Origin of the sequence: Saccharopolyspora gloriosae (assembly GCF_014203325.1) — a bacterium.
Classification (GTDB): domain Bacteria; phylum Actinomycetota; class Actinomycetes; order Mycobacteriales; family Pseudonocardiaceae; genus Saccharopolyspora_C; species Saccharopolyspora_C gloriosae.
In genome coordinates, this window is record NZ_JACHIV010000001.1 from 1,032,384 (window position 1) to 1,044,362 (window position 11,979).

At 71.9% G+C, this 11,979-nt stretch carries 10 protein-coding genes; 7 read left to right on the plus strand and 3 right to left on the minus strand.

Features of this window, described 5'->3' with window-relative positions:
• Positions 1–1,236, minus strand: coding sequence for an MFS transporter (locus BJ969_RS04865; protein WP_184484808.1), 1,236 nt, complete (start codon positions 1,234–1,236; stop codon positions 1–3).
• Between the two features lie 390 nt (positions 1,237–1,626).
• On the minus strand, positions 1,627–3,744 hold the full coding sequence (locus BJ969_RS04870) for a RecQ family ATP-dependent DNA helicase (protein ID WP_184477671.1): 2,118 nt from the start codon (positions 3,742–3,744) through the stop codon (positions 1,627–1,629).
• 96 nt (positions 3,745–3,840) lie between these two features.
• On the opposite strand from BJ969_RS04870, the gene BJ969_RS04875 reads away from it, so the two are divergent.
• Both BJ969_RS04875 and nadD read left to right on the plus strand, forming a co-directional pair.
• Complete coding sequence (locus BJ969_RS04875; RefSeq protein ID WP_425503523.1) at positions 3,841–5,157, plus strand: glutamate-5-semialdehyde dehydrogenase; 1,317 nt, start codon at positions 3,841–3,843, stop codon at positions 5,155–5,157.
• 86 nt (positions 5,158–5,243) lie between these two features.
• Positions 5,244–5,867 (plus strand): nicotinate-nucleotide adenylyltransferase, encoded by a 624-nt coding sequence (gene nadD, locus BJ969_RS04880; RefSeq protein ID WP_184477672.1) that lies wholly within the window; start codon positions 5,244–5,246, stop codon positions 5,865–5,867.
• 28 nt (positions 5,868–5,895) lie between these two features.
• Here the strand turns inward: nadD and BJ969_RS04885 are convergent, their stop codons facing one another.
• Positions 5,896–6,399 carry a GNAT family N-acetyltransferase gene (locus BJ969_RS04885; RefSeq protein WP_184477673.1) on the minus strand — a complete coding sequence of 168 codons (504 nt, stop codon included), beginning with the start codon at positions 6,397–6,399 and terminating at the stop codon, positions 5,896–5,898.
• A 225-nt stretch (positions 6,400–6,624) separates the two neighbouring features.
• On the opposite strand from BJ969_RS04885, the gene rsfS reads away from it, so the two are divergent.
• The 5 genes from rsfS (at position 6,625) to BJ969_RS04910 (ending at position 11,942) form a co-directional block, all read left to right on the plus strand.
• The gene (rsfS, locus tag BJ969_RS04890; RefSeq protein WP_184477674.1) at positions 6,625–7,017 is read left to right on the plus strand and encodes a ribosome silencing factor; all 393 of its coding nucleotides are present in this window, start codon (positions 6,625–6,627) and stop codon (positions 7,015–7,017) included.
• The gene (locus tag BJ969_RS04895; protein ID WP_184477675.1) at positions 7,014–7,625 is read left to right on the plus strand and encodes a histidine phosphatase family protein; all 612 of its coding nucleotides are present in this window, start codon (positions 7,014–7,016) and stop codon (positions 7,623–7,625) included. The genes rsfS and BJ969_RS04895 overlap by 4 nt, the downstream gene beginning before the upstream one ends.
• Before the next feature lie 54 nt (positions 7,626–7,679).
• Complete coding sequence (locus BJ969_RS04900; protein ID WP_184477676.1) at positions 7,680–8,540, plus strand: DegV family protein; 861 nt, start codon at positions 7,680–7,682, stop codon at positions 8,538–8,540.
• Between the two features lie 142 nt (positions 8,541–8,682).
• A complete protein-coding gene (locus tag BJ969_RS04905) occupies positions 8,683–9,576 on the plus strand; it encodes a ComEA family DNA-binding protein (protein WP_184477677.1) in 894 nt (297 codons plus the stop codon).
• Entirely contained in the window at positions 9,573–11,942 is a 2,370-nt protein-coding gene (locus tag BJ969_RS04910; protein ID WP_184477678.1) for a ComEC/Rec2 family competence protein, read from the plus strand. The genes BJ969_RS04905 and BJ969_RS04910 overlap by 4 nt, the downstream gene beginning before the upstream one ends.
• The last annotated feature ends 37 nt before the right edge of the window (positions 11,943–11,979 follow it).

Consider the following 11,979-nt stretch of genomic DNA (forward strand, 5'->3'; position numbering starts at 1 on the left):
TCAGCGGAGTTCGGTGCCCTTGGTCTCCGGGAGGGTGCGGATGACCAGGAACGCGACCACGGCGCTCCCGGCGATGTACCAGAAGAACGCGGTGGACGCGTCGACCGCGGCCAAGCCCTGGATCACCAGCGGAGCGGTGCCGCCGAACACGGCGACCGTCAGGTTGTACCAAGCCCCGATGCCCAGACCGCGCAGCTCCGTCGGGAACAGCTCCGACATGATCGCCGGGGCGATCGACGTCATCGCCGTGTAGAGGCCGACGCCGACGCAGAAGACGACCAGCAGGCTGCCGAGCCCCGGGCGGACCAGGGCCGACAGCGGCACGATCAGCACCGCCGTCGCCGCCGACCACGCCAGCAGCTGCGGTTTGCGCCCGAAGCGGTCCGACAGCACGCCCATCGGGTACTGCAAGGCGATGAACAGCGCGGTGGCCACCGACAGCGCCAAGAAGACGTCCGTGGCGTCGGCACCGCGGGTCTTCACCGCGAACGGGGTCAGCGCGCTGAAGAACGTGTAGTAGCACAGCGTCGAGAGCATGCTGAACCCGATCAGCTGGCCCACCGCCTTGGGGTGCAGCCGCAACGTCGTCCGCAGCGGTTTCGCGAGGGCGCGGGCCTTCTCCCGGTTGTCCTCGAACTGCTCGGTCTCCTCCAGCGAGCGGCGCAGCCACACGCCGATCAGCCCCAGCACGCCGCCGATCACGAACGGGATGCGCCAGCCGAAGTCGGTGAGCTGCTGCTCGCTGAGCACCGAGGTCAGCAGGAAACCCAGCAGCGAGGCGATGAGCAGCGCGGTGCCGGTGGAGATGTAGAAGAAGGCGGAGTAGCGCCCGCGCCTGCTCGCCGGGGCGATCTCGGCCAGGTAGGCCGACGCGTTCGACACCTCGCCGCCCAGCGACAGGCCCTGCCCGATCCGGGCCAGCACGAGCAGCGCGGGCGCCGCCCAGCCGATCAGGTCGAAGGTCGGCAGCACCCCGATCAGCAGCGAACCGCCCGCCATCAGCGCGATCGTCAGCAGCATCGCCGTCTTCCGGCCGCGCAGGTCGGCGAACCGGCCGAGCAGCCAGCCGCCGAGCGGGCGGAAGAAGAACGCGAGCGCGAACGTGGCGAGCGTGTTCACCAGCGCCAGCTCACCGGGGAAGAAGCGGCTCGCGAAGTACACGCTGAACGCGCTGTAGATCGTCCAGTCGTACCACTCGATCGCATTGCCGATGCTTGCCGCGACGAGCTTGCGCATCGGCAGCCGATGCCGCTCGGGCACGGATGTAGCCGTCACCGTCCGCCCCTCCCCGAATCGGTCCCCCACACGGGCTAGTGGGTCGGATCACACTAGAGCTCCTGGCACCCGCCTGGAAACCCTTCCCAGCCACCGGACCCACCGTTTCGCGTGAAACACCCCGATCACCACCCCACCCTCAGCGACCCGCCCGGCCCCTCAACCCCGAACCACCCCACGTCCGAGCGACACCGCCCACCCGCAATTTCTCGCGAAATTGACGAGGGGAAACGCCGTGATCAGCGGAAACGTGAGCGGTGGGATTCAATTTCTCGCGAAATTGCAGGGGTGGGTGACATTCGTGCGGGTGGAATCGGTGTCGACGCTGGGGAGCGTGCGGTAAGAGACGGCTCAGCCGGTGGAGGCGAGGGTGAACGGCAGCACCGCCGGGGCACCGGCGAGCCGCAAGGTGCGGGCGACGATCGCCGAGGTCCAGCCGGTGTCGGTGTAGTCGTCCATCAGCAGCACCGGACCGTCCAGCTCGGCGACCTTCGCCGCGAGGTCCTCCGGCACCTTGAACTGCCCGCGCAGCGAACCGACGCGCTGCGCGCTGTTGCCGCGCTTCGGCGACGTCGACGGATTCGTCGCCACCTCGCCCAGCAGCGGCAACCGGCCGATCGTGGCGATGCGCTGCGCGAGGGTGCGCACCAGCAGCGGCCTGCTGTTCGAGCCGATCGAGATGACGCCCACCGGCCGCTGCTCCCAGTCCCAGGAGGCCAGCACCTGCACGCACGCCTGGAACAGGTCCTCCGGCAGCTCCTGGTCCGCGACACCGGTGCCGAGCAGTTCGCGCAGCCGATTGCCCCAGCCGATGTCGGTCAACCGGCCCACGGCGCGGCCCGGTTCGGCGCGCTCTCCGGCGGGCAGCCTGCCGGAGACGGCGAGCCCCAGCGCATCCATGCCGCTCGGCCACATCTTGCGCGGTTCGAACACGACGCCCGGCCGGTGCAGCCGCTCCTGCGCCTGCTGGACCACCTGCTCGTCGACGTCGGTGGAGCGGTTCTCCCCGGTGCAGTTGTCGCAGCGCCCGCACGGCTCGGCGTACGGGTCGTCGAGCTGGCGGCGCAGGAACTCCATCCGGCATTCGGTGGTGCCCAGGTAGTCCAGCATCGCCTGCTGCTCGGCGGCCCGTTCCGCGGCGATGCGCCCGTAGCGTTCGGCGTCGTAGCTCCAGGGTTCGCCGGTCGCTTCCCAACCGCCCTTGACCCGGCGCACGGCGCCGTCCACGTCGAGGACCTTGAGCACCATCTCCAGCCGGGACCGGCCCAGTTCGACGCGGGGTTCCAAACCGGCCGTGGACACGGTGCCGCTTTCGGCGAGGGCGGCCAGGATCGAGCGGACGGTGCCCTCCGGCGGGAACGCGAGCGACGCGAAGTAGCGCCAGATCTCCTGGTCCTCCGGTCCGGGCAGCAGCAGCGCCTCCGCGCGCCGCACACCACGACCGGCGCGGCCGATCTGCTGGTAGTAGGCGATCGGCGAGGACGGCGCACCCAGGTGCACCACAAAACCGAGGTCGGGCTTGTCGAAGCCCATGCCCAGCGCGGAGGTCGCCACCAGCGCCTTCACCCGGTTCGCCAGCAGGTCCTCCTCCGCGCGCTGCCGCTCCTCCGGGTCGGTGCGCCCCGAGTAGGAGGCGACCTCGAAGCCCTGGTCGCGCAGGTACCCGGCGACCTCGTCGGTGGCCGCGACGGTGAGCGTGTAGATGATCCCGGAGCCGGTCATGTCGCCGAGGTTGCTCGCCAGCCACGCGAGCCGCGCCTGCGCCGTCGGCAGCCGCAGCACGCCGAGCCGCAGGCTCTCCCGGTCCAGGGTGCCGCGCAGCACCAGCGTCTCCTGCGGGTCGCTGAACTCGCCGCCGACGCCGAGCTGGTCGGACACGTCCTGCACGACGCGGTCGTTGGCGGTGGCCGTCGTCGCCAGCACCGGGACGCCTTCGGGCAGCTCGCCCAGCAGCGTGCGCAGCCGGCGGTAGTCGGGCCGGAAGTCGTGGCCCCAGTCGGAGATGCAGTGCGCCTCGTCGACCACCAGCAGGCCCGCGCTGTGGGTGAGCTCCGGCAGCACCGTGTCCCGGAAGTCGGGATTGTTCAGCCGTTCGGGGCTCACCAGCAGCACGTCCACGTCGCCGACGGCGACCTGCTCCTCGATGGACTGCCAGGCCTGCGGATTGGCCGAGTTGATCGTGGCGGCGCGCACGCCCGCGGCTTCGGCGGCTTCGACCTGGTTGCGCATCAGCGCCAGCAGCGGCGAGACGATCACCGTGGGGCCTTCGCCGAGTTCCCGCAGCAGCGCGGTGGCCAGGAAGTACACCGCGGACTTGCCCCAGCCGGTGCGCTGCACCACGAGCGCGCGCCGACGATGCAGCACCAGGGCCTGGATGGCGCGCCACTGATCTTCGCGCAGTTCCGCATCCGGACCGGCCAGCGCACGGAGCCGTTCATCGGCGAGTTCCCGCAGGGCTTGTTCGTCCACGCCCCGATTCCTACCGGATGGCGCCGACGTGCCCGGCACCGCCCATCGCTTCGTCACCAGCGGAACTCGGTTGCGGGCGCCCACTAGGCTGGTCGCGTGACGACGAGCATCGAATCCACCGACGCCCGGCAGGCGGAGACCGCCGGCGACGAACTCCGCGACCAGGTGCGCGACGCGGCTCGGGCCGCTCGGGACGCCGCCGCCGAACTGGCGCTGCTGCCGCGAGGCGCGAAGGACGCGCTGCTGCACGCGATGGCCGATGCGCTCGTCTCCCGCGCCCCGGAGATCTTGGCCGCCAACGAGCTCGACGTCGCGCGCGCGGAGGACAACGGCACCGCCGCCGGGTTGATCGACCGGCTGCGGCTGAGCACCGACCGCGTCGAGGGGATCGCCGACGGGCTGCGCACCGTCGCCGGGTTGCCGGATCCGATCGGCGAGGTCGTGCGCGGCAACGTGCTCGCGAACGGCCTGCAGCTCCAGCAGGTCCGGGTGCCGCTGGGCGTCGTCGGCATCGTCTACGAAGGCCGTCCCAACGTGACCGTGGACGCCGCCGGGCTCACGCTGAAGTCCGGCAACGCCGTGCTGCTGCGCGGTTCCGCGTCGGCGGAGCAGTCGAACACCGCGCTGGTCGCGGTGCTCCGCGAAGTGCTCGTCGAGCACGAGCTGCCCGCCACGGCCGTGCAGCTGCTGCCCAGCCACGACCGCGCCTCGGTGCGGCACCTGATCACCGCGCGCGGCCTGGTGGACGTCGTGATCCCCCGCGGCGGTGCGGGCCTGATCTCCACGGTCGTCGAGCAGTCCACGGTGCCGACGATCGAGACCGGGGTGGGTAACTGCCACGTGTACGTCGACGCGCACGCCGACGCGGACACCGCGCTGCGCATCCTGCTCAACTCCAAGGCGCGTCGCCCGAGCGTGTGCAACGCCGCGGAGACGCTGCTGGTGCACCGGGACGTCGCGGCCGAGTTCGTGCCGCGCGCGGTCGCCGAGCTGCGCGCCGCCGGGGTCACCGTGCACGGCGACGACGAGGTCGTCCGCCTCGGCGGTTCCGGCGTGGTCGCCGCCGAGGAGCACGACTGGGACACCGAGTACGGCTCGCTGGACATCGCCGCCGCCGTCGTGGAGTCGCTGCCCGCGGCGGCCGAGCACATCCGCGCTCACGGATCCGGGCACACCGAGGCCATCGTGACCAGCGATGTCCGCGCCGCGCGCCAGTTCACCGCGCGGGTCGACTCGGCGGCGGTGATGGTCAACGCCTCCACGGCGTTCACCGACGGAGCCGAGTTCGGCATGGGCGCCGAGATCGGCATCTCCACGCAGAAGCTGCACGCCCGCGGCCCGATGGGGCTGCCGGAGCTCACCTCCACGAAGTGGCTCGTGTTCGGCGACGGGCACGTGCGGCCCGCGGGCTGAGCGGCGGCGCGCGGGGCGTGTGATCAGTCACCGTCGCGCAGTTCGCCGGCGCTACCTGGGAGGTCGCTGGATTAGGCTGTGCAGTCATGTCTCGTCGGCGCCGTATCGGGGTCATGGGTGGCACCTTCGACCCGATCCACCACGGTCACCTTGTGGCTGCCAGTGAAGTGCAGGCCCAGTTCGGCCTCGAACAAGTGATCTTCGTGCCGACCGGCCAGCCGTGGCAGAAGGGCCACGACGTGGTCAGCCCGGCCGAGGACCGCTACCTGATGACGGTCATCGCCACGGCGTCGAACCCCCGGTTCCTGGTGAGCCGGGTCGACGTGGACCGCAGCGGCCCCACCTACACCGCCGACACCCTCAGCGACCTGCGCGCGCAGTACCCGGACGCCGAGCTGTACTTCATCACGGGCGCCGACGCGATGGAGCAGATCCTGTCCTGGCACCGGGTGGAGGAGCTGTTCGAGCTCGCGCACTTCATCGGCGTCACGCGTCCCGGCTATTCGCTCGACGACGCGCACCTGCCGCAGGGCTCGGTGTCGCTGGTGGAGATCCCGGCGATGGCGATCTCCTCCACCGGCTGCCGGGAACGCGTGAACGCGGGCCTGCCCGTCTGGTACCTGGTTCCCGACGGGATCGTCCAGTACATCACCAAGCGCGGCCTCTACCGCGCCGAAGACGGCTCACCAGCACCGGAGTGGGGTCCGTGAGCGTCCGATAGGACCTCGATATCGCCGGTCAGGCGCCGCTGTCGAGGTCCAGTGCCATCAGGACGTCGTCGACGTAGTCGCCCTGCAGGAAGAGCTCGCCCCGCAGGGTTCCTTCGACCCGGTAGCCGTGCCGCTGGTACAGCGCCTGCGCGCGGGGGTTGGAGCCGAGCACCTTCAACGTGATCCGGCGTGCGCCGCGCGCGACGGATTCCTGCCGGATCGCGTGCAGCAACGCCGTCCCCACTCCGCGCCCTTGGTGTTCCGGGGCGACCGAACACCCGTAGATCAGTTGGACGTGGGCCGTGACCGAGCCGACCTTGGGCTGGGCGAGCGAGCTCGGGACCAATTTCGCGAAACCCAGCGGGTGCGCGTTCTCGACGGCCACGAGGACGTCCTCGGGGCGGACCGGCTCGGTGAAGGCGGGGGCGTCGAGCGGTGGTCGCGGGAACACCGACGATTCCGGCGACCACGCGGTGTGCACGATTCGTGCGAGTTCTGGTTCGTCGTCCTGAACAGCCGTCCGCACTCGCATCCGCCGACTCCTCTCGCTGACCTCACGTCCAGTTTCCTGTTCGGCGCAACCGATTATCGGGATCGACGGAAATCCGCTGCGGGTCTTCCGCGCCCGCGTCCCGGGGTCTCGGAACTCGTCGCAGTGGTCCACGTCCCGTGCGCACCCCGGTGGTCGTGGTGGGCGTGGTGGGGCTGGCTATCCTGGGGCGCGTGGGCGGAACCGTGCCCGCCTGAGAGGAGTGACGTGGCAGCCACTGAGGAAGCCCGCAGGCTGGCCCTCGTCGCGGCGCAGGCCGCGGCGGACAAGAAGGCGAACGACCTCGTGCTGCTCGACGTCTCCGAGCAGCTGGTGATCACTGATTGCTTCGTGATCGCCTCGGCGCCGAACGAGCGCCAGGTCGACTCGATCGTCGAGGCCGTCGAGGAGAAGATGCGCGCCGCGGGCACCAAGCCGGTGCGCAGGGAAGGCGCCCGCGAGGGGCGCTGGGTGCTGCTCGACTTCGTCGAGGTCGTGGTGCACGTGCAGCACGCCGACGAGCGGTCCGTGTACGAGCTGGAGCGGTTGTGGAAGGACTGCCCGCGCATCGACTTCGTCGACAGCGCCGTTCCCGCTGAGCAGCAGGACGGCGTCGAGTGAGCTTGGATCGCCTGGTGCTGTGGCGCCACGGCGAGACGGACTACAACGCCGCCGGCCGCATCCAGGGGCACCTCGACACGTCGCTGACCGAGAACGGCATCGCGCAGGCGCACCGCGCCGCCCCGGCGATCGCGGCGTTCGAACCGGAGGTCGCGGTCGGGTCGGACCTGCGGCGGGCGAGCGCGACCGCGGCGGCGTTCACCGAGGTCTCCGGCATGCCGGTGCGGCAGGACAAGCGGCTGCGCGAGACCCATCTGGGCGAGTGGCAGGGCCTCAGCGGTGCCGAGGTCGAGCACGGCTGGCCGGGGTCGATGGCGGTGTGGCGATCCGATTCGACGTGGGCGCCGCCCGGTGGCGAGTCCCGCGTGGAGGTCGCCGAGCGCGCGTTCGAGGTCGTCGACGAGCTCGACTCCGCTCATCGGGCGACCGCGCTGGTGTGCGCGCACGGTGGGCTGATCACCGGGTTGACGGCTCGGTTGCTGGAGTGGCCGGTGGAGATGTGGACCGGTCTCGGCGGGGTCTCGAACTGCCACTGGGTGGTGCTGACGCGGCACGCGGTCACCGGTCGGTGGCGGCTGACCACGTACAACGGCGGTATGCCTGCCTGAGCGCCTGGTCACCCTTGAGGGTGCGCGCGGCGGCCGGACCTTAGGGTTGCGCGCGTGTCCGTAGCCGTCGTCACCGATTCGACCGCGTACCTGCCGACCGGGTTCGCGCAGCGGCACGCGGTCCAGGTGGTTCCGCTGCACGTCAGCGTGCAGTCCGCCGAGCCTGTCCCGGAGCACGAGTTCGATTCGGGACGGCTGCTGGCGGCGTGGGACCGCAAGCAGCGGGTGACGACCTCCGGCGCGAGCGTCGGCGAGTTCGCGGCGGCGTACCGGGAGGCGTTGTCCTCCGGTGCCGACGGAGTGGTCTCCATCCACCTGTCCCGCCGGCTGTCGGGCACCTGGGACGCCGCGCGGCTGGCGGCGAGGGAGGTCGACCCGGAACGGGTGCGCGTCGTCGATTCCCGTTCCGCCGCGATGGGGCTGGGTTTCGCCGCGTTGGGGGCGGCGGAGAGCGCCCGCTGCGGGGCGAGCCTGTCCGCGGTGGAGAGCCGGGCCGCGTTGATCGCGCAGCGGACCAGGACGTTGTTCTCCGTGCAGACCTTGGAGCACCTGCGCCGCGGTGGCCGGATCGGTGCCGCGGCGGCCGTGCTGGGCACGGCTCTGGCGATCAAACCGCTGCTGCACGTGCACGAGGGCCGGGTGGAGCTGCTGGAGAAGGTGCGCACCACGGCGCGCGCGCACGCCCGGCTGCTCGACCTGGTGTGCCGGTCCGCGGAGGAGGGGCCGGTGTCGGTGGCGATCCACCACTTGGCCGCTCCCGAATGGGCGGAGCGGCTCGCGGAGCAGTTGCGCAGGCACGCGTCGGCGGCGCTGGAATGCGTCGTGTCCGAGGTGGGGCCGGTGGTAGGGGCGCACATCGGCCCTGGAGCGCTGGGTGCGGTGGTGTTGCCGGGAGGCTGGCGGCCGACTGCTTGATCCTGCGATTCACTCTGATGAATAGCGGATACATCTGCTTTCGAGTGAATTCGACGTCGAGTTGTCCACAGGTCATCGATTCATCCACAGATTCTGACATTCGGTCTGGGCGCGGCCGGAACGGACTTCTAACGTCGATGGCATGGCTGCTCCGACCCGCCTTCGTGGCGTTCTCCACGATTCCCCCGAATCCGCGACCACCCCGCGAGCTCGCCTGCTCGCGCTGAAGCAGCAGGCCGATCGCGAGTCCCGAACCCAGGAACGGGATTCCCGCGAGCACGACGACACCGCGGTTCCGCTCGATTCCGGAATCGAGCACGATTCGCGCGCCGGCCCCGAATCCTCCGGACGGCATTGCGCCACGGCGGAACCGGACACCCGGACGCGACGGGTGCTGCAGCGGTGGCTGCCCGAATCCGTGCTGGGGGCCAGGCTCGACCCCGGCCGCGCGGGACGGCTCGGCCTGCTGCTCGCGGCCGCGCTGGCGCTCATCATCGTCATCGTCACGACCTGGGTGGATCGCCCGGTTGCCGAACCCGCTCCAGGACCGCCGCTGCCCGTTCAACCGGCCCCGGCCGCCCCTGCACCACCCCCACCGCCGCCGGAATTGGTGATCAGCGTCGTCGGCGAGGTCGCTCGCCCCGGCCTCGTCACCGTGCGGCCCGGCGCCCGCGTGGCGGACGCGCTGGAAGCGGCGGGCGGTTCGAACGCGGGATCCGACATCACGGCGCTCAACCTGGCGCGGCGGCTGGCCGACGGCGAACAGCTCTACGTCGCCGTCCCGGTACCACCGGGCGCGAACACCGGGCAGGCCGAGTCGAGCCCCGGAACTGGGACGTCCTCGACGAAGGTCGACCTCAACACCGCTACTGAGGAGCAACTCGATGCGCTGCCCGGAGTCGGCAAGGTCATGGCGGAACGGATCGTGCAGTGGCGCACCGAGCACGGGCGCTTCGGCTCCATCGATCAGTTGCAGGACGTCGACGGCATCGGGGAGACCCGATTGTCCAAGCTGCGCGAACTGGTCCAGGTGTGAGGGCCACGTCCTTCCCGCACTCGGCTCTGCTCGACCTGCGGCTGGTTCCGGCGGCCCTCGTGACCTGGGCGGTGACGCTGGTCGGGCTGCTCGGCGGCTGGGTCCCGGCAGCGGTGCTCGCGTGCTCGTCGGCGGTGCTGCTGGTCGCGGCGTGGTCGGTGCGGGGCCGGGCGTGGCGCAACGGCCTGCTCGCCGTGCTGATCATCGCCGGGGTCGCCGCCGCGGGTGTGGCGGTGCGCGCCCACGCGGTCAGCGCGCACCCGCTGCGCGTCGCGGCACAGCAGGGCGAGCGGGTGACGCTGCGAGCCACGCTCGCGGAACCACCGCGTCCGCTGCAGGGCGCGTCCTACGGGGCGCGGCGTGCCCAGGACCGCTCCCTGGCGCACGTGCGGCTGAGCTCCGTCGACACCGGCGAGGGGAAGACCCGGGTCGGTGGCAGGGCGTTGCTGCTGGTGCCCACGGCGCAGTGGCGGACCTTGATCGCGGGCCAGGAGATGACGGTGACCGGGAGGGCGGTCCCACCGCGCGGCGGGGAACTGCTGGCGGCCGCGGTCCAGGTCAACCGGCCGCCGACCCAGGTGCTCCCGCCGCCCGGCTGGCAGCGGGTGGCGGAAGACCTCCGCGAAGGACTGCGGTCGACTTCGCGAGCGGTGCTGGGCCCGGCCGCCGCCGGACTGCTGCCCGGACTGGTCGTCGGCGACACCGGTCGGTTGCCACCGGAAGTCGTGGAGCAGTTCGACACCGCGGGGCTGACCCACTTGATGGCCGTCTCGGGGGCGAACCTCGCCATCGTGTGCGGAGCGGTGCTGCTGGTGCTGCGGCTGGCCGGGGCGGGACCGGTGCCGTCCTCGGTGGGCGCCGGGCTGGCGATGGCCGGATTCGTGGTGCTGGCCGGACCGGAGCCGAGCGTGCTGCGGGCGGCCGTGATGGGCGCGATCACGCTGTTCGCGCTGGCGCTGGGACGGGAGCGATCGGCGTTGCCGACCTTGTCGGCCAGCGTCATCGGCCTGTTGCTGCTCGCCCCGGGCTTGGCGACCACGGTGGGCTTCGCGCTGTCGGTGGCGGCGACGGCCGGGCTGGTCCTGCTGGCACCGGTGTGGGCGGGTGCGATGCACGCCAGGGGAGTGCCGGTCGGGATCGCCGAGTCGCTGGCGGTGCCCGCGGCGGCGCACCTGGTCACGGCCCCGCTGGTGGCGGCGATCTCCGGGGAGGTCAGCCTCGTCGCGGTGGCGGCGAACCTGCTCGCCGGGCCGCTCGTCGCGCCCGCGACCGTGCTGGGCGTCGCGGCCACCGTGCTGGCTCCGATCTCCGCTGCGCTGGCCGCCGCGCTGGTGTGGCTGGCGGGGCCGGAGCTGGAGTGGGTGCTCGCCGTGGCGCGGCACGCGTCGGCGGTGCCGGGCGCCTCGTTCGGCTGGCCCTCGGGAGTGCTGGGCGGGGCGTTGCTGGCGGTGCTCTCGGTGATCGCCCTGATCGTGCTGCGCGGTCGCATCGCCCGGCTGGTGCTGGCGAGCGTGGTGCTGATCGTCGTGGTGGTGGTGATCCCGATCCGGCACCAGGTGGCGCCGTGGCCGGTGCCGGGCTGGGCCGTGGTGGCCTGCGACGTCGGCCAGGGCGACGGCCTGGTGCTGTCCACCGGGCGCGATCGCGAAGCTGTCGTCATCGACACCGGGCCGGATCCGGTGCTGATGGCCGAATGCCTGCGGCGGCTGCGGATTCGCAGCGTGCCGCTGGTGCTGCTGACCCACCTGCACGCCGATCACGTCAGCGGGCTCCCGGCGGTGCTGTCCGGCCGGGAGGTGGGCTCGGTCGCCGTCGGGCCGCTGAACGAACCCGCGTGGGCGGCGCAGGAAGTGCGGGCGACCGCTCGCGCGCACGGGGCTCACGTGCTCCCGCTGCACGCGGGGCAGCGGCTGCGCTGGCCGGGGCTGGTGCTCGACGTGCTCGGCCCGAGGGGCGAGTTGGCGCGGACCACGTCGGCCGACGACGCCAACGACGCCTCGTTGGTGGTCAAGGCGACGACTCCGGCCGGTCGCGTGCTGCTCACCGGGGATGTCGAACTGCCGGGCCAGTCCGAACTGCTGGCGGCGGGGGTCGATCTCCGCGCGGAGGTGCTCAAGGTGCCGCACCACGGTTCGCGCTACACGTCGCCCGCGCTGCTCGCGGCGGTGCGGCCGCGGGTCGCCGTGATCAGCGTCGGCGCGGGCAACGACTACGGCCACCCCAGCCCGTTGATCCTGGGCGCCCTGACCAGGATGGGCGTGCGGATCCAGCGGACCGACCAGTCCGGGGACATCGCCATCGCCGCCGAGGGCGACGGCCGCGCGGTGGTCGAACGAGGAGATCCGGTGCGGCCGGACGAGAACTGACCGGGGTGGTACGCGCACCACCGTCACGGCCCACGAA

Excerpts from the sequence above, each read along its gene's own strand:
- BJ969_RS04865 (WP_184484808.1), bottom strand. The coding sequence starts at position 1,236 with ATGCGCAAGCTCGTCGCGGCAAGCATCGGCAATGCGATCGAGTGGTAC.
- BJ969_RS04885 (WP_184477673.1), bottom strand. The coding sequence starts at position 6,399 with ATGCGAGTGCGGACGGCTGTTCAGGACGACGAACCAGAACTCGCACGA.
- BJ969_RS04905 (WP_184477677.1), top strand. The coding sequence starts at position 8,683 with ATGGCTGCTCCGACCCGCCTTCGTGGCGTTCTCCACGATTCCCCCGAA.
- nadD (WP_184477672.1), top strand. The coding sequence starts at position 5,244 with ATGTCTCGTCGGCGCCGTATCGGGGTCATGGGTGGCACCTTCGACCCG.